The sequence below is a fragment of the Pseudomonas sp. Leaf129 genome (assembly GCF_001423465.1).
In the GTDB taxonomy this organism is placed as follows: domain Bacteria; phylum Pseudomonadota; class Gammaproteobacteria; order Pseudomonadales; family Pseudomonadaceae; genus Aquipseudomonas; species Aquipseudomonas coleopterorum.
Genome location: NZ_LMOC01000001.1, coordinates 1,540,591 through 1,556,455, shown reverse-complemented (window position 1 = coordinate 1,556,455; position 15,865 = coordinate 1,540,591). Strand labels below are relative to the sequence as shown.

16 protein-coding genes are annotated in these 15,865 nt (G+C 64.7%); 7 read left to right on the top strand and 9 right to left on the bottom strand.

The genetic code is table 11. From position 1 onward, the window contains the following. Nucleotides 1-10 precede the first annotated feature (10 nt). A complete protein-coding gene (gene fabA, locus ASF66_RS06755) occupies nucleotides 11-526 on the bottom strand; it encodes a 3-hydroxyacyl-[acyl-carrier-protein] dehydratase FabA (RefSeq protein ID WP_049861013.1) in 516 nt (171 codons plus the stop codon). Between the two features lie 271 nt (nucleotides 527-797). After that, a complete protein-coding gene (locus ASF66_RS06750) occupies nucleotides 798-2,702 on the bottom strand; it encodes an ATP-binding protein (protein WP_056843225.1) in 1,905 nt (634 codons plus the stop codon). Between the two features lie 192 nt (nucleotides 2,703-2,894). On the opposite strand from ASF66_RS06750, the gene ASF66_RS06745 reads away from it, so the two are divergent. From ASF66_RS06745 to ASF66_RS06715, 7 genes are all read left to right on the top strand, one after another. Continuing rightward, the gene (locus ASF66_RS06745; RefSeq protein WP_056843224.1) at nucleotides 2,895-3,920 is read left to right on the top strand and encodes an NAD(P)H-dependent glycerol-3-phosphate dehydrogenase; all 1,026 of its coding nucleotides are present in this window, start codon (nucleotides 2,895-2,897) and stop codon (nucleotides 3,918-3,920) included. A gap of 10 nt (nucleotides 3,921-3,930) precedes the next feature. Beyond that, nucleotides 3,931-4,275, top strand: coding sequence for a DUF4389 domain-containing protein (locus ASF66_RS06740; protein WP_049861010.1), 345 nt, complete (start codon nucleotides 3,931-3,933; stop codon nucleotides 4,273-4,275). Continuing rightward, entirely contained in the window at nucleotides 4,272-4,727 is a 456-nt protein-coding gene (gene sixA, locus ASF66_RS06735) for a phosphohistidine phosphatase SixA (protein WP_056843223.1), read from the top strand. The genes ASF66_RS06740 and sixA overlap by 4 nt, the downstream gene beginning before the upstream one ends. An 18-nt stretch (nucleotides 4,728-4,745) precedes the next feature. Next, on the top strand, nucleotides 4,746-5,189 hold the full coding sequence (locus ASF66_RS06730; RefSeq protein WP_049861008.1) for a hotdog fold thioesterase: 444 nt from the start codon (nucleotides 4,746-4,748) through the stop codon (nucleotides 5,187-5,189). Nucleotides 5,190-5,192: 3 nt separating this feature from the next. Further along, nucleotides 5,193-6,047, top strand: coding sequence for an alpha/beta fold hydrolase (locus ASF66_RS06725; RefSeq protein ID WP_056843222.1), 855 nt, complete (start codon nucleotides 5,193-5,195; stop codon nucleotides 6,045-6,047). A gap of 113 nt (nucleotides 6,048-6,160) precedes the next feature. Continuing rightward, the gene (locus ASF66_RS06720; RefSeq protein WP_056843221.1) at nucleotides 6,161-6,973 is read left to right on the top strand and encodes a DUF4892 domain-containing protein; all 813 of its coding nucleotides are present in this window, start codon (nucleotides 6,161-6,163) and stop codon (nucleotides 6,971-6,973) included. Nucleotides 6,974-6,998: 25 nt separating this feature from the next. Further along, nucleotides 6,999-8,042 carry an AI-2E family transporter gene (locus ASF66_RS06715; protein ID WP_056843220.1) on the top strand — a complete coding sequence of 348 codons (1,044 nt, stop codon included), beginning with the start codon at nucleotides 6,999-7,001 and terminating at the stop codon, nucleotides 8,040-8,042. Nucleotides 8,043-8,203: 161 nt separating this feature from the next. Here the strand turns inward: ASF66_RS06715 and ASF66_RS06710 are convergent, their stop codons facing one another. From ASF66_RS06710 to ASF66_RS06680, 7 genes are all read right to left on the bottom strand, one after another. Beyond that, a complete protein-coding gene (locus ASF66_RS06710) occupies nucleotides 8,204-9,838 on the bottom strand; it encodes a BatD family protein (protein WP_056843219.1) in 1,635 nt (544 codons plus the stop codon). After that, nucleotides 9,835-11,577, bottom strand: coding sequence for a VWA domain-containing protein (locus ASF66_RS06705; RefSeq protein WP_056843218.1), 1,743 nt, complete (start codon nucleotides 11,575-11,577; stop codon nucleotides 9,835-9,837). The genes ASF66_RS06710 and ASF66_RS06705 overlap by 4 nt, the downstream gene beginning before the upstream one ends. Continuing rightward, complete coding sequence (locus ASF66_RS06700) at nucleotides 11,574-12,650, bottom strand: vWA domain-containing protein (protein WP_056843217.1); 1,077 nt, start codon at nucleotides 12,648-12,650, stop codon at nucleotides 11,574-11,576. The genes ASF66_RS06705 and ASF66_RS06700 overlap by 4 nt, the downstream gene beginning before the upstream one ends. Next, nucleotides 12,643-13,140, bottom strand: a complete 498-nt coding sequence (locus ASF66_RS06695; RefSeq protein ID WP_056843216.1) for a DUF4381 domain-containing protein — start codon at nucleotides 13,138-13,140, stop codon at nucleotides 12,643-12,645. The genes ASF66_RS06700 and ASF66_RS06695 overlap by 8 nt, the downstream gene beginning before the upstream one ends. After that, nucleotides 13,137-14,081, bottom strand: a complete 945-nt coding sequence (locus tag ASF66_RS06690) for a DUF58 domain-containing protein (protein WP_049861000.1) — start codon at nucleotides 14,079-14,081, stop codon at nucleotides 13,137-13,139. The genes ASF66_RS06695 and ASF66_RS06690 overlap by 4 nt, the downstream gene beginning before the upstream one ends. Before the next feature lie 4 nt (nucleotides 14,082-14,085). Further along, the gene (locus ASF66_RS06685) at nucleotides 14,086-15,045 is read right to left on the bottom strand and encodes an AAA family ATPase (protein ID WP_043187645.1); all 960 of its coding nucleotides are present in this window, start codon (nucleotides 15,043-15,045) and stop codon (nucleotides 14,086-14,088) included. A gap of 251 nt (nucleotides 15,046-15,296) precedes the next feature. Further along, nucleotides 15,297-15,647 carry a hypothetical protein gene (locus ASF66_RS06680; RefSeq protein ID WP_056843215.1) on the bottom strand — a complete coding sequence of 117 codons (351 nt, stop codon included), beginning with the start codon at nucleotides 15,645-15,647 and terminating at the stop codon, nucleotides 15,297-15,299. Nucleotides 15,648-15,865 lie beyond the last annotated feature (218 nt).

The following is a 15,865-nucleotide window of genomic DNA, read 5'->3' as shown; positions in this document are numbered from 1 at the left end:
CGGATAACCCTTAGAAATTTTCGGTGGATGTAAAGACGCCAACCCGAAGGCCGTCGGCGGTGTAGATCTCGCGACCGTCGACACTGACCGAGCCATCGGCGATGGCCATGTTCAGCTTGCCCTTGAGCACGCGTTTGATATGAATGTTGTAGGTGACCTTCTTGGCGGTCGGCAGCACCTGGCCGAAGAACTTCACTTCGCCCGAACCCAGCGCACGGCCGCGGCCCGGCAGGCCTTGCCAGCCCAGGAAGAAACCGACCAGCTGCCACATGGCATCCAGGCCCAGGCAGCCCGGCATCACCGGATCGCCTTCGAAGTGGCAGGCGAAGAACCACAGGTCCGGGGTGATATCCAGCTCGGCGACCAATTCACCCTTGCCGTACTTGCCACCTTCGGCGCTGATATGGGTGATGCGGTCCACCATCAGCATGTTGGGGGCGGGCAATTGCGCGTTACCTGGGCCGAACAGCTCGCCACGACTGCAGCGCAGCAGATCTTCCCGAGTAAAGGCGTTTTGTTTGGTCATGCGAGCTCCTCAATAGTCCCTGGTGGCAGGGGGCAGATCTTCCCTACCGACCAGAAGGATCAAAGCCTGGGTCGGCAGCCTACACATAGACTATTGCGTTGTAGTGAAAGTCACAGCGCAAGCGATACGGAAGTACACTTGTTCACTGAAATTATAATGCCAGACGACAGGCTTTGTCCGAATGGATGTACAAGACTGCCGCACTTTAACATTTCTTGCCAGCAACGGGCGTTATCTGGAGGGTATCGGGTGGTCATTCAGCGGCGCGTTTTCAGCTCGTCCAGCGCAGCAGTACCTGTTGCAGGTCTGCACGTTTGAACGGTTTGGCCAGGTAATCGTTCATTCCCGCTTCCAGGCAGGTGTCGCGGTCGCCGAGCAAAGCGTTGGCCGTCAGGGCGATGATCGGCAACTCGGCCCTGTCGGGTATCTGGCGGATCTGCCGCGAAGCGCCATAGCCGTCCAGAATCGGCAGGCGGCAGTCCATCAGCACCGCCGAATAGAGCCGTTCACGCACTTGGTCGACTGCTTCGGCACCGTCGCTCACCACATCGACGTCGTACCCCAGGCTGCGCAGCATGGCTTCGATCACGGTCTGATTGACCGGGTTGTCTTCCACCAGCAAAACGCGGTGACCGGTGCCATCGTCGTGGGCGCACGTGTTGGGCACGGGTGCCGGACGCGCCAGACTCTGCTGGCTCAGGGCCAAGGGCATCTCCAGGGTGAACAGCGAGCCTTTACCCTCCTGGCTCTGAGCCCGCAACGTGCCGCCCATGCGTTCGGCCAGCGTGCGTGCGATCGGCAAGCCCAGACCGGTACCGCCGTAGCGCCGTGAGATCGAACTGTCGGCCTGGGCGAAGGCGACGAACATGCTTTCCAGGCGATCTTCGCCAATGCCAATGCCCGTGTCGCGCACGGTGCAGGTCAGCCAGATCAACTGGTGATCCAGTACCTGCCACTGCACGCCGACGTGCACGCCGCCGTCGTCGGTGAACTTCAGCGCATTGCCAATCAGGTTGACCAGAATCTGTCGGATACGGGTCGGATCACCTTCGACCTGAAGCCCTGCAATGCCTTCGGGCAGCGCCAGCTCCAACGTCAGTTTTCGCTGTCGTGCGGTGTGCTGGAAGGCCTGCACGCAACTGGTGATCAGTTCATGCAAGCTGAAGCCGATGTGCTCCAGTTCCATCGCTGCCCGTTCGATACGGGAAAAATCCAGGATGTCGTTGATGACCTTGAGCAGGTGCTCGGTAGACTCGGTAGCCACCTGGGCATAGTCGCGCTGTTCGTCGCTCAGGGTGGTGGTTTCAAGCAACTGGAGCATGCCCAGCACACCATTCATCGGCGTGCGCAGTTCATGGCTCATCATCGCCAGGAAGTCCGACTTGGCGCTGTTGGCGCGTTCGGCCTCCTCGCGGGTCTGGATAAGTTGCTGCATGGCCTGATGCTGCTCCTGGCTGGCTTTGGCCAAGGCGCTGGCCAGGTTGTTGATGTGCCCGGCCAGATGACCCAGTTCGCTGTCGTCGACGATCGGCAGCGGCGTGTCGAAGCGGCCCTGGCCGATGGCCTTGACCACCCGGCTCATTTCGCTGATCGGCTGGGCCAGGCTGCGCGCCAGGCGCCGGGCCAGCAGGTAGGTGAACAGCAGGGCAAACAGCGCCAGTACGCCGGCCTTGAGCACGATCTCCTGCTGGCGCTGACTGAAGGCATCGTCGGACATGCCAACGATGACCCGCCCCAGATAGTCGCCACTGCTGGCGCTCACCAGGTGTTGCTGCACCTGTGCCCGATGGTCTTCCATGAACGCGCCGCGGATCTGGATCGGCGCCTGGAATACCTCGACATGGGCCGAGCGATGCTCGTCGCCAACACGCCGTTCGACGTAGGCCAGGCGCTGATCGGTCTGGTCCTGGATCTCCAGAAAGCGTACATGTGGAGTGGCCAGAGTGGCGCCGAGCAAGCCTTCGAGCACTGCGGCATTGTCGGTGACCACACCGTACTCGGACGCGGGGGCGAGCTGGTTGGCGATCAACTGGCCCGTGTGGTTGAGTTCCTGACGCAGGTCCTGCAGACGCACGAAGGTAAAGAAGCCGATCAGCAACAGCGTCAGCAGCAGCGCCGGCCCGACGCTGATGATCTGGGTGCGCGTATGAATGTCGCGGTTCAGGCGCAACTTCATGTCAGGGCGCGAGGCAATGGGAAAATGGCGAACACGACAGGGCCTGATTCGAGTTGAACAGTCAGGCATGTTAACCGGTCAGGGCGACAATTCCAGTCGTAATGTTGCCGGGGAGCAGGCCGGGACTGGTCGTGTCGGGACGCCTCCGTATAATGTCGTCAATCGCCTTCAACTCGACCAAATGGATGGGATATGACTCAAGAGCAGCCGATAGCCGTGCTGGGGGGAGGTAGTTTCGGCACCGCCGTGGCCAACCTGCTGGCCGAGAACGGCCATTCGGTCCGGCAATGGATGCGTGATCCGGAGCAGGCCGAGGCCATTCGGCTGAACCGGGAAAACCCGCGCTACCTCAAAGGTATAAAGATCCTGCCGGGGGTGACGCCGGTCACGGACCTACCCGCAACAATCGCCGGCAGCGAGCTGATCTTCGTCGCGCTGCCTTCCAGCGCCCTGCGCAGCGTACTGGCCGTGCACGCCGAGCAACTGACGGGCAAGATGCTGGTCAGCCTGACCAAGGGCATCGAGGCGCAGACCTTCAAGCTGATGAGCGAGATCCTCGAAGACGTCGCGCCGGGCGCGCGCATCGGCGTGCTGTCCGGGCCCAACCTGGCCCGCGAGATCGCCGAGCATGCCTTGACCGCCACCGTGGTGGCGAGCGCCGACGAAGCCCTCTGCGAACGCGTCCAGGCCGTTCTCCATGGCCGCACCTTTCGCGTCTATGCCAGCAGTGACCGCTTCGGCGTCGAACTGGGCGGCGCCCTCAAGAACGTCTACGCGATCATTGCCGGCATGGCCGTGGCATTGGGCATGGGCGAGAACACCAAGAGCATGCTGATCACCCGCGCGCTCGCCGAAATGACCCGCTTCGCCGTCAGCCAGGGTGCCAACCCCATGACTTTCCTGGGCCTGGCCGGAGTCGGTGACCTCATCGTCACCTGTTCCTCGCCCAAGAGCCGCAACTATCAGGTAGGGTTCGCGCTGGGCGAAGGCTTGAGCCTGGAAGACGCCGTGTCGCGCCTGGGCGAAGTGGCCGAAGGGGTCAACACCCTGAAGGTGCTCAAGGCCAAGGCGCAAGAGCTGCAGGTGTACATGCCGCTGGTGGCGGGCCTGCATGCAATCCTCTTCGAAGGGCGTACCCTGAATCAGGTCATCGACCTGCTGATGAGGGCCGAACCCAAAACCGATGTCGACTTCATTTCCACCAGCGGCTTCAACTGAGGAGCAATTCATGAACCGTTCTTTCAACGATCCGGACCGCGAGGCCATCGTACTGCGTGTGCTCTGGATGGTGGTGTTCGTGCTGGTCTGGCAGGTCGCCCAGTTCCTGCTCGGCGCGCTGGTGCTGGTGCAGCTGATCTATCGTCTGGTCTATGGCGCGCCGAACGCGGGCATGATGGCCTTCGGCGACAGCCTGAGCCAATACCTGGCCCAGATCGGCCGCTTTGGCAGCTTCCACACCGAGCACAAACCCTGGCCGTTTTCCGACTGGCCCCAAGCGCGTCCAGCCGACGGCGAAACGGCCCACCCGGCAGGCGCGGGTCGCCCGCTGGCCGATGACGAGCCCAAACCATGAAGCTCTGGGTCCTGCGTCATGGTGAGGCCGTCAGCCATGCCCGCAGCGATGCCGAGCGTGCCCTGACTTCCATCGGCGAGCGCCAGGCACTGAGCAGCGCTGCGCACCTGCACGATCAAGCGCTGGACGCCATCCTTGCCAGCCCCTATGTGCGCGCACAACAGACCGCAACCCTGGTTCATGGCGCCCTGCAGGCGGCTCCACCGATACAGACCGTGCCCTGGCTGACGCCCGACAGCGATCCTCTGGCGGTCATCGGCCACCTGGAGGCGCTGGGTCTGGACAACGTCCTGCTGGTCAGCCATCAGCCGCTGGTAGGCAACCTGCTGAGCCTGCTCGTGCACGGCAACCTGCGTCACCCCGAGCCCATGCAGACGGCCAGCCTGGCCGAGTTGCACGGCGACTGGCCGCTCGCGGGGCTGATGTCCCTGCAAGCGGTTCGTCATCCCTAACCTGTCAGGAATACACCCATGAGCCTGTGGCGCACCGAACCGGATCTGGAACGCTTGAATGCCGCGCAGAAAAACACCATCGGCGAGTTGCTCGACATCCGCTTCGAAAGCTTCGATGGCCAGTCCCTGACCGCCAGCATGGCGGTCGACGCACGTACCCACCAACCATTCGGCCTGCTCCATGGCGGCGCCTCGGTGGTGCTGGCCGAAAGCCTGGGCTCGATGGCCAGTTTTCTGTGCATCGATACCGAGCGTTTCTACTGTGTGGGCCTGGAGGTCAATGCCAACCATCTGCGTGGGTTGCGCAGCGGCCGCGTGACAGGCGTGGCTCGTGCCGTGCACATCGGCCGTACCACCCACGTATGGGACATCCGCCTGCAAGGCGACGACGGCAAGCCCAGCTGCATTTCACGCCTGACGGTGGCCGTCGTGCCGCTGGGGCAGAACCCTCCGGCGCGCTGAGTCGTGTCTGCGCCGGTCCGCGAAATCCGTCTGTCGCTGCCCCATATCGAGCTGGCCGCTCAGGTCTACGGACCCGAAGACGGCAGGCCGGTGCTGGCGCTGCATGGCTGGCTGGACAACGCCAACAGCTTCGCCCGCCTGGCGCCGAAGCTGACCGGGCTGCGCATCGTCGCCCTCGACCTGGCCGGGCATGGTTACTCCGGGCATCGCCCGATCGGCGCCGGTTATGCCCTGTGGGACTACGCCCACGACGTGCTGCAGGCGGCTGACCAGCTTGGGTGGCAGCGCTTTTCCCTGCTGGGGCACTCGCTGGGCGGGATCGTCGCCACCTTGCTGGCCAGCGCCATGCCCGAGCGAATAGAGCGCCTGGCGCTGATCGACGGTGTGGTGCCGCCGCTCGGTGCTGCCGAGGAGGGGCCACTGCGCCTCGGCGAAGCCCTGCAGGCGCAACAGGCGTTGGCTCATAAGCGCAAATCGGTGTATCCCGACATCGCCCGGGCGGTGTCAGCGCGCAGGCATGGGCGTATCGCCGTCAGCCACGAGGCGGCCGAGTTGTTGGCGGCGCGAGGGCTTGAAGTCGTGGCCGGTGGATTCAGCTGGCGCAGCGACAGTCGCCTGACCCTACCGTCGCCGGTCCGCTTGAGCCAAGAGCAGGCACTGGCGTACGTTCAGGCGATTCGCTGTCCCAGCCTGTTGATCCTCGCGCAGGAGGGCCTGCTGGTGAACAATACCGCGCTGCTGGCCCGGTTGGGGCTCCCTGTGCAGCAGTTGCCCGGAGGCCATCACCTGCACCTGAATGACGACACCGGGGCCAAGCTTGTCGCAGACTGTTTCAATCGCTTTTTTGCGATACCTTGACTTGCAGCGGTCAACTGCCGAGGCTTGTCAGGTTGAAACAGGAGAAGACCCCCGATGGAACTCGCTGCTATGCTCGTCTACGGCCCTTTGGCCCTTCACGCCCTGCTGCCCTCATGAACGCCCCCAAGCGGCTGCTGCCGGTACTCGCCGGTTTGCTGTGCACCGCAGCGCTGAGTACCGCCGCGTTCGCCGCCCAGGTGCCGGGGCCGGTCGACGCCAAGGTCGTCGACCAGCGCCCTGCGGTCGACAAGGACCGCATCTATCCGTTGGGGTCGCTGCGCAAGATCAGCGGCAAGCTGCGCATGGATGGCCAGGTCAACGCCAAGGGCCAGGTCAGTTCCACCACTTACGAGCTTCCCGAAACCCAAACGGCGGGTCAGGCGTTCACCGACGCACGCGAGGCCTTGCAGCAGGGTGGGGCGCATACGCTGTACTGGTGCCAGGCGCGCGACTGTGGGGAAAGCAGCTTGTGGGTCAACGATGTCTTCGACGGCGCACGGCTATCGGGGGCCGACGATCAGCAGGCGTTCGTGCTGCTGCGCCAGGCCGCTCCAGACGACAACACCCTGACCGCCCTCTACGCCATCACCCGCGGCAACCGTCGCGCCTATCTGCATGTCGAAACCTTCGTCGCCGACGCGCCGCTGGGTACCTTGCTGCCTACGCCGGCCACGGTGCTGCACGAACTGCGCAGCACCGGCGATCTCGACTATCCCGCCCTTGGCGAAACCCCCGACGACACCTGGGTGGCCTTGCTGGCCCGCAGTCTGCAACTCGACAGCTCGATTCGCGCGAGCGTCTCCGGCGTCTCGCCTGCCTCGGCGGCCGCCTGGCGCGATGCCCTGGTAGCCAAGGGCGTACGCGCCGCCCGTCTGGAAACCGGAAGCGAGAGCGTCAAGGGGCTGCACCTGGAAATCATTCGTTGAGCCTGTTTCGGCCTTTGGAGCCTGAATGCTGAGTAACGACCGCCTGCTGGTACAGATCGTCTTGCTGGCCTTGCTCGGTGCCTGCCTTTGGGTATTGGCGCCGTTCTGCTCGGCGCTGCTGTGGGGGGCGATCCTGGCCTATGCCAGTTGGCCGCTGATGCGTCTGCTGACCCGCTGGCTTAACGGACGCGAGTCGCTGGCCGCGGGCATTCTCACGGGCTGCTGGATGTTGCTGGTGGTCTTGCCGCTGGTGTGGCTGGGTTTCAACCTGGCCGACCATGTGCGCGATGCGACGGCCTTCATCCGTGATGTCCAGGTCGATGGGCTACCCGATGCGCCCGATTGGCTGGCAGGCATTCCTCTGGTCGGTGGCAGCTTGGTCGGCCTGTGGAACACCCTCGACGAGCAGGGCGCGGCGCTTCTGGCCAGTGTGCGGCCGTACCTGGGGCAGGTCGGCAACTTTCTGCTGGCCCGCAGCGCGCAGATCGGTGGCGGGATTCTCGAACTTACCCTGAGTCTGGTCTTCGTGTTCTTTTTCTATCGCGACGGGCCGCGGATGGCGGCCTTCGTGCTCAGGCTGCTGCAACGGCTGATCGGCGAACGCGCTGGGTACTACATCGACCTGGTGGCTGCCACGGTGCAACGGGTGGTCAACGGGGTGATCGGCACCGCCGCCGCTCAGGCGATCCTGGCCTTGATCGGCTTTCTCATTGCCGGTGTGCCGGGGGCCCTGGTGCTGGGCATCGTCACCTTCCTGCTCAGCCTGATTCCCATGGGACCGCCACTGGCCTGGATCCCGGCCACCGCCTGGCTGGTGTGGCATGGCGACTACGGTTATGCGATTTTCCTCGGCATCTGGGGGACCTTCGTCATCAGTGGCGTGGACAACGTGCTCAAGCCCTACCTGATCAGTCGCGGCGGCAACCTGCCTCTGGTGATCGTGCTGCTGGGGGTGTTCGGCGGGCTGCTGGCGTTCGGTTTCATCGGCCTGTTCATCGGCCCCACCTTGCTGGCGGTGGCTTACAGCCTGTTGCATGACTGGACCCACACCGAACACAAACCGCTCTAGGCTCTGTGCGAAAAGCCTTGATACTCGGTGATGCTGCGTTGAAAACAGCTTCGGAATGCTCATTTACAACCTGTAAACTCCGCTTCCTCGGCTGTTTTCGCCTTACCTGACCTTCGTCTCAAGACTTTTCACACAGACCCTAGATCCCCACCCTGTGGGGGTCATTTTGGATACAGCGGCGGCAACCCGGCGTTGTCAGCCGCCGGATCCAGGGCCGGGCCGCTGCGCAGGATACTGCCGATCGCGCGCCACAGTTCCTCGCCTTGCCAATACTGGCCGCTTTCACTGTAGAGCGCTCCATTGAGCCCATCCAGGGCGTCGGACAACGGCACGAAGCGCGCCGCCATGTCGGCCAGTGTCTCCGGTTGCTGACGCGCCCAGGCGTCCAGGGCCTGACGTGTGGCCTGAGCGTCATTGGCCTGGCACGCGCGCTTGAGGTCATCAAGCAAGGTGCGCGGGCTCGGTCCGCTTTGCGCTGTGCGCAGCACCGCTGGCTGGCCCCGGGCCCGCCACCACAGTGCAAAGCCGATCATCGTGGTGAATAGCAGCATCACGCTGGCCAGTTTCCAAGGCCAGGCCACGTCCGGCTCGGCATCGCCGTTGCCGACCGGCGCATCGACCATCAGGCCGGCGTTGCCGGCGACTTCCAGGCTGCGCGCCGGCAGAGCGGTACGTTCCAGATGGTCTTCATGGGTATTCCACCAGACCACCTCGACGCTCGGTAATTGCAGGGTGCCGCTGCGTGAGGGTACCAACGCTTCACGCTCCTGGCGGCTGCCGGTCAGGCCTCGCTCATCGGTCCGATTGCTCAGCTGGGGCTGATCCGGGTAGCGGCGCAGGCCTTCCACCTGGGTATCCGGCAGGTCCGGCAGCTGCGCGCTGGAAAGGCCTTCGGCCTTGACCTCCAACGTACGGGTCAGGGAGTCGCCGACCTGGCTGCTGGGCGGATCGGGGTTCCAGCTTTCGCTCAGGCTCAAGCTGCGTGCCGGCAACCAGGGCACATCGGCAGGGTAGGCCGCAGGGACACCGTTCACGGTCAACGATATCGGGGCGGACGTCACCCGGATCTGCTTGCCTGGCTGCGGCGCGTTGTTGCCGCTCTCGCCCGGTGCGGCCGGTTCGACGGTGGTGGCGGTGAACACCAGCGCCGGAATCGACACCTCGCCACTGCGTTGCGGATAAATGGCATAGCGCGTCTCGATGACGCCGTGGCGGACACCGTTGATGATCTTCTCGAACGTTCGCGACCCACCCAGCGGCTCGACGCGTGCATCGGCCAACTGCAGGGGCGTCAGGTTGCTGTCATCGTACAGTGGCACCGAGTGATAGATGCGCACGGTCAACACCGCCTGGGCCTGCACATAGACACTGTCGCCATCCAGGCTGGCATCGATGAACACTGGCGCCATGTTTGCCCGCGGCGGCTGGTCACTGTGCAGCACCTGCAAGAGGATCGGCTGGCTGCGCAGCTCACCCAGTTGCAGGGGGGCGATGGTCACGCTGCCGGTCTGGCGCGGAAGCAGGGTGATGATCCAGCGGGTCGTCGCCTGGTGGTCGCCATCCAGGCTGGTGAGGCGGTTGACCTGACGCGTGTCGCGCACCTCGAACGGACCTTCGAGCGGCGTCAGATCGGGCTTGCCGAACTGCGTGACATCGTTGGTTTCCAGGGTCAGCTCGACCGTTTCCCCCGAGTTGAGCCGCGAGCGATCGACGCTGGCTACCAAGGTGGCGGCCTGCGCCCATTGGGCCAGTACGGCCAGGGTTGCACTGATGCAGAGGGCACTGAGGCGACTCATCGAATCTTGTCCTGATGCTGTTGCTGTTCGTACCAGAATTTACGCCGCAACAGCTCGGCCGGATCGTCCGGAATCTGCCGCAACCATTGCTCCAGTGCCTGGCGTTGTTCGGCATCCAGGCTGCTCTGGGGCGGGCGTGGTGGTGGTCGGGTCGTGGAATCGTCGCCTGGCGGTTGGGTCGGTGGCGAGGATTGTGCCTGATTCTGATCCCCCCCGGCTTGCCCGGCAGGGCTTTCCTGACCACTCTGGGTCTCGGTGTCCTGGGCGTGCTCGTCGGCCGTGGCGGACGAATTCGGCTCCTGCCCGTCTGGCGCCGTGGCACCCGGTGCCTGCGGTTTGTCGGGGGGATTGGCGGAAGTTGCGGCAGGCTCGGTCGGCGCCTGGCGCAGCAACTGTTCCACCAGCGCACGGTTTTCCAGTGCTGGCCGCAGGTCCGCCTGACGCTCCAGGGCCTGGTCGTAGGCGTCCAGCGCCGCTTCCAACTCGCCGCTGCGGGCCAGGGCATTGCCGCGGTTGTAGTGGTCACGGGCGCTGTCGCCCTGAGCGAAACGCTCGGCGGCCGCCTCGTAGTCGCCGGCCTCGTACAGCGCCATGCCTTGCCACTGCGCATCGCTAAACCGCCGCGCGGCCTGGGCCGGACGCTGCTGTTCGAGCAAGGCCTGCCCTTGCTGATCACGGCGTAGCCAAAGGTCCTGGAACTCGAAGGCATAGCCGGGCTGAGGCGCCATCATCAAGCACAGCGGCAGGCAGAACAGCCAGCCGCGACGGCCAGCAAGGGCGGCCAGAAACAGCAGGGGCAGCAGCAACCAGTGACCCTGATCGGCCCAGCTGTCCAGCTGTTGCGTGGTGCCATTGCTGCGCAACACTGCAGGGCGATCGAACAGTCCGAGGTTGCGCAGATCCAGGTCATCCATACGTGCCTGGCGGTACAGGCCGCCGACGTCGGCGGCGAAGCTGCGCAGCCCGGCCCCGTCGAGGCGGGACAGGCGGATCGCACCTTGTTCGTCTTTGAGGAAGTCGCCGTTTTCCTGCTTTACCGGCGCACCGTCGCGGGTGCCGATACCCAGGATCAACAACTGTGGCGAGTGGTTGTTCAGACGCTGGGCAATACCCCTGCGCTCTGCTTCGGACAATTGCGACGTCAGCAGCAGAATGCGTCCCTGGCCCTGTTCGGCCTGGTCGAGCAGTTCGAGGGCCCGTTGTACACCGAGGTCGGCGCGCTGGCCTTCGACCGGCATGATCGAAGGCTTGATCGCCTCCAGCAGGTTGCGGCTGGTGCCCAGGTCGTCGGACAGCGGCACCAGCACGTGGGCGCTGCCGGCGTAGACGATGAGGGCCGTCTGCGCATCGCGACGTGCGTTGAGCAGGTCCAGCAGCTTGCGCCGGGCCTGTTCCAGGCGGTTGGGCGCCACGTCGGTGGCGAGCATGTCGGGGCTCAGCGCCAGGACCACCACCAGCGGGTCGACGACCGTTCGGCCGGGCTGCTCGATGCGCTGCCAACTGGGGCCCAAGAGGGCTACGCCCGTCAACAGCCAGGCCAGGCCCAGCACGATCCACGGCGCCTTGCTCTGGCGGCCGCTGCCACCGCCCAGCAATACCGCGTGAAAGTGGCGCGGCAGCAGCAACTGCCAGCGCCCGGCGCGTTTCTGCCGGTGCCACAGTTGCCAGAGTAGCCAGGCCAGCGCAGGCCAGGCCAGTAACCACCAGGGCCGAAACCAATGCGGCCACGCCTCGATCATTTGCGCCTCCGCAACTGCAGCCGCTCCAGGCGCTCGCGCCACTGCGGTGCGGTCGGCAGAAACCGGCGCTGGCGCAGAAATCGTTGCAGCGGATTGTTCGGCCAGTTCTCGCGCACCACCAGCAATACGCTGAGCAGCAACGCCGCGCTCAACGGCCAGATGTACAGGGCCTGCGCCGGACGGGCTTGGGTGGGCTGCTGGTCGACCGGTTCCAGCGTATCCAGGCTGGCGCCGATGGCCTGCAGCTGGTCGCCGTCGCGGGCACGGAAATACTGACCGCCGGTGATCTGTGCGATCTCTCGCAGGCTCGGCTCGTCCAGATCCAGGCTAGGGTTGAGGCCGAGCATGCTCAGCGCGCCATCGGCGCTGGGGTCGGCGCCGATGCCGATGGTATGGATGCGCACATGCTCCTGAGCCGCCAGGCGCGCCGCCGTGATGGGGTGGATCTGACCGCCGTTGTTGGCGCCGTCGGTGACCAGAATCAATACCCGGCTCTGCGCCGGGCGCTGGCGCAGACGCTTGAGCGCCAGGCCGATCGCATCGCCGATCGCGGTGTTCTTGCCGGCGATGCCGATGCGCGCTTCGTCCAGCCATCTACGCACCGTGCGTCGGTCGAAGGTCAGCGGCGCCTGCACATAGGCCTTGCTGCCGAAGAGGATCAAACCGACCCGATCGCCCTGGCGATGTTCGAGAAAGTCGCCCAGCAGGCGCTGGACCAGCTCCAGCCGGCTGACGTCCTCGTTCTGCCAGCGCATGTCGGGGTAATCCATGGATCCGGACACATCCACCGCTACCAGCAGGTCGCGACCGCTGGCCGCGATGGGCAGGGGATCACCCAGCCACTGCGGGCGTGCCGCGGCGATCAGCAGCAACAGCCACAGCAGTACGTAGGGTGCCTGTTGCGGCCAGGTCGGCAGGCTGATCCGTGCGCGGCGACCGGCCAGACCTTCGAGTTCATCGAGAAAGCTGACCTTGAGCGCCGCCTCGCCGCTGTCGGCTGGCGGCAACAGCACGCGCAGCAGCCAGGGCAGCGGCAGCAGGGCGAAGACCCACAGCCAGGCAAACTCAAACATGCTTGCGTATCCAGGTTTCGACCGACTGCTGCAGGCCGGCGATGGCCTTGTCGTCAAGCTTGCATTCGGGTTTGTAGACCCCTTCCACCAGCACCATCCAGCGCGTGAGGCCGGCGGCGGGGCAGCGGTTGTCGAGAAATGCCAGCCACTGGCGGCCATTGAGCACATGGCTGTTGGCGTTCGGATAATGGTTGCGGCACAGGCGCTTGAGCAGCCCGTTGATCTGCTGCAACCAGGCGCCTGCGGGGGCGCCGTCGTAGGGTCTGGGCAGGCGCGCCAGCTCTTCCAGCGCGCCCTGGCGAACGGGATCCAGGGGTTGCTCGGCTGCAACAGGCAGCACGATCTTGCGCCGCCAGCGGTGACGCCAGTGCCAGCTGGCCCATGCCAGCGCCGGCAGGAGCACCGCGAGCAGCCACCAGCCAGGCGCCGGTGGCCAGAGGCCGATCGGCGGCGGCGCGATCAGAGGCTGCAGTTGCTCGAGCGTGCTCATTTGAGTTTGCCCGGCCGTTGCGGATTGAGGTACTCACGCAGCTGCTCGATCATTTCGCTTTGAGTGCTCAGAGGCATCAGCAGCACGCGCAGTTTCTGCGCCAGGCGTTCCCACCGAGCGATGCGTGCCTCGCTCAGGGCGCGATAGGCCAGGCGCATGTCCGGATTCAGCGTATCGATGTCCATCTGCCTGCCGCGCTGGGCGAAACGCAACAGCCCGGCGGCCGGCAGCGCATGGTCGAGCGGGTCGGAGACTGGCAGCAACAGCAGGTCGCAATGACGCGAGAGCAAACTGAGCTGCTGCTCGGCGCCATCGGTGAGCGCCCGTTCGTCACAGATGACGATGGCCAAACTGCCAGGGCGCAGCACCTCCCGTGCCCGGCGCAGGGCCATGCCCAGCGCATCCTTCTCGGGCAACGCTTCGGTGTGCAGTGATTGATTCACATGGACCAGACGGTTGAGCAGCTGCAGCAGGCTCTGCTTGCTGCGCCGGGGCTTGATTTCATAGTGCTCGCCATCGCCGAACACCAGCCCGCCGACCCGGTCGTTATGCCCCAGCGCGGCCCAGCCGATCAGGGCGGCCGCCTGGGCCGCGAGTACCGACTTGAACATCTGGCCGGAGCCGAAGAACAACCGTCGGCTCTGTTCGACAAGAATGAAGATCGGCCGCTCGCGCTCTTCATGAAACAGCTTGGTGTGCGGCTCCTGGGTGCGTGCGGTGACGCGCCAGTCGATGCTGCGCACATCGTCGCCGGCCTGATAAACCCGCACCTGGTCGAAATCCACACCGCGTCCGCGCAGCTTGGAATGATGCAAACCGATCAATGGGCTGCGCTGGGCCGGGGTGGAGAACAACTGCACCTCGCGCACCCGATGGCGCATTTCGATCAGCTCGGCCAGGCTGATGCGAATGCCAGGCTCTGGCCTCGGCTCCTGGCTCATGGGCTCAGGCGACGGCCACGACGTCGAGGATGCGCTGGATCACGCGATCCTGGTCGACACCGGCGGCTTCTGCCTCGAACGACAGGATGATGCGGTGGCGCAGCACGTCGAAGAGCACGGCCTGGATGTCTTCCGGGCTGACGAAGTCACGTCCTGCCAGCCAGGCGTGGGCCCGTGCGCAACGGTCCAGCGAGATGGACCCGCGCGGGCTGGCACCGTAGGCCAGCCACTCGCCGAGTTCGGCGTCGAACTTGCTCGGGGTGCGCGTCGCCATGACCAGTTGCACCAGGTATTCCTCCACCGCGTCGGCCATGTACAGCCCGAGGATTTCCTTGCGCGCGGCGAAAATCGCCTGCTGACTGACACGCCGCTCCGGCTTGGTTTCGCCATTGAGCGCCTCGCCCCGGGCCTGCTGCAGAATGCGCCGTTCCACGGCTGCATCCGGAAAGCCGATCTTGACATGCATCAGGAACCGGTCCAGCTGTGCCTCGGGCAGGGGATAGGTACCTTCCTGTTCGATCGGGTTCTGCGTGGCCATCACCAGAAACAAGGGCGAGAGGTCGTAGGTGCTGCGCCCGACACTCACCTGGCGCTCGGCCATGGCTTCGAGCAGCGCCGACTGGACCTTGGCCGGCGCCCGGTTGATCTCGTCGGCGAGCACCAGGTTATGAAAGATCGGACCCTGCTGGAACACGAAGCTGCCGGTTTCAGGTCGATAGATCTCGGTGCCGGTGATGTCGGCGGGCAGCAGGTCTGGAGTGAACTGGATACGATGGAACTGCGCTTCGACGCCTTCGGCCAGTTCCTTGATCGCTTTGGTCTTGGCCAGCCCCGGCGCGCCCTCGACCAGCATGTGACCGTCTGCCAGCAACACGATCAGCAGGCGCTCGACCAGTTTCTCCTGGCCAAGGATCTGCGTGGAAAGAAAGGTTCGCAGCGCGATCAGCGCTTCACGATGTTCCATCGTTGACGGTTCCTGAAGAAGGGACCGAGTACGCGGGTGAGGGCGTCTTGGCCGGGGGCAGCTACTTTAATGCATTGGGGGGTGGGAGAGGAATCGGCGTGTTCGACCGGGCACCTCTGAGTTCCGTAGGAGCGGCCAGTGGCCGCGAACAAGCTTGCACGGCCACAGAGATCGGTTGCGTCGGCCGGCCATTTCGCGGCCACTGGCCGCTCCTACACGTATGCAGATAGACAGGGCTGCGGAGAGCGAGGTCAGTTGATTTCCAATGTCCCGACACCCGCCAGCAAAGTCCTCAACGTCTCCCCGATCTCCGCCAGTTCCGCCGCATCGCTGGCATGCTCGATTTCCAGCAGATCATCGCCACCGAACACATCGGCATCTGCAGCGGCCACTTCCACCAGCAGGCGGTTGGCGCTCAGGGTCACCTTGAGGTCACGCAGCAGGTAAGGGTCTTCGCCGAGGGTGATTTCCAGCTCTTCTTCGTCCGGAAAACGCGTCATCAGAAACATTTCCCCTTCGCTGCCATGGCAGCAGAGCAGGGCCATGTCGTCTTCTTCTTCGTCGCGAGGGTTGGCCATCAGCAGGGAGGCGGTCATGCGCATGCGGGAGGTCCCATTGTAGGAAAGTGGCGTGATTATACCGGTAAAGCTGCAAGGTGGCTGGAACGCCCGTGCCAGCGGGCTCGTACGATAACTCCTGCATGACCGAATATGTCGCCGCACCGCAAGAGTGCATGCCGGGCTCTGGGTAAGCTAGGTCGTTGGACCTCTTGAATGTCGCCCTGCAGCGCCGGATTGGCTATGGTTGATCCGAACCGGGG

What these genes read in the sequence shown, in the direction of transcription:
- fabA (WP_049861013.1), bottom strand. Translation starts at nt 526, where the DNA reads ATGACCAAACAAAACGCCTTTACTCGGGAAGATCTGCTGCGCTGCAGT.
- ASF66_RS06750 (WP_056843225.1), bottom strand. Translation starts at nt 2,702, where the DNA reads ATGAAGTTGCGCCTGAACCGCGACATTCATACGCGCACCCAGATCATC.
- ASF66_RS06745 (WP_056843224.1), top strand. Translation starts at nt 2,895, where the DNA reads ATGACTCAAGAGCAGCCGATAGCCGTGCTGGGGGGAGGTAGTTTCGGC.
- ASF66_RS06740 (WP_049861010.1), top strand. Translation starts at nt 3,931, where the DNA reads ATGAACCGTTCTTTCAACGATCCGGACCGCGAGGCCATCGTACTGCGT.
- sixA (WP_056843223.1), top strand. Translation starts at nt 4,272, where the DNA reads ATGAAGCTCTGGGTCCTGCGTCATGGTGAGGCCGTCAGCCATGCCCGC.
- ASF66_RS06730 (WP_049861008.1), top strand. Translation starts at nt 4,746, where the DNA reads ATGAGCCTGTGGCGCACCGAACCGGATCTGGAACGCTTGAATGCCGCG.
- ASF66_RS06720 (WP_056843221.1), top strand. Translation starts at nt 6,161, where the DNA reads ATGAACGCCCCCAAGCGGCTGCTGCCGGTACTCGCCGGTTTGCTGTGC.
- ASF66_RS06715 (WP_056843220.1), top strand. Translation starts at nt 6,999, where the DNA reads ATGCTGAGTAACGACCGCCTGCTGGTACAGATCGTCTTGCTGGCCTTG.
- ASF66_RS06710 (WP_056843219.1), bottom strand. Translation starts at nt 9,838, where the DNA reads ATGAGTCGCCTCAGTGCCCTCTGCATCAGTGCAACCCTGGCCGTACTG.
- ASF66_RS06705 (WP_056843218.1), bottom strand. Translation starts at nt 11,577, where the DNA reads ATGATCGAGGCGTGGCCGCATTGGTTTCGGCCCTGGTGGTTACTGGCC.
- ASF66_RS06700 (WP_056843217.1), bottom strand. Translation starts at nt 12,650, where the DNA reads ATGTTTGAGTTTGCCTGGCTGTGGGTCTTCGCCCTGCTGCCGCTGCCC.
- ASF66_RS06695 (WP_056843216.1), bottom strand. Translation starts at nt 13,140, where the DNA reads ATGAGCACGCTCGAGCAACTGCAGCCTCTGATCGCGCCGCCGCCGATC.
- ASF66_RS06690 (WP_049861000.1), bottom strand. Translation starts at nt 14,081, where the DNA reads ATGAGCCAGGAGCCGAGGCCAGAGCCTGGCATTCGCATCAGCCTGGCC.
- ASF66_RS06685 (WP_043187645.1), bottom strand. Translation starts at nt 15,045, where the DNA reads ATGGAACATCGTGAAGCGCTGATCGCGCTGCGAACCTTTCTTTCCACG.
- ASF66_RS06680 (WP_056843215.1), bottom strand. Translation starts at nt 15,647, where the DNA reads ATGCGCATGACCGCCTCCCTGCTGATGGCCAACCCTCGCGACGAAGAA.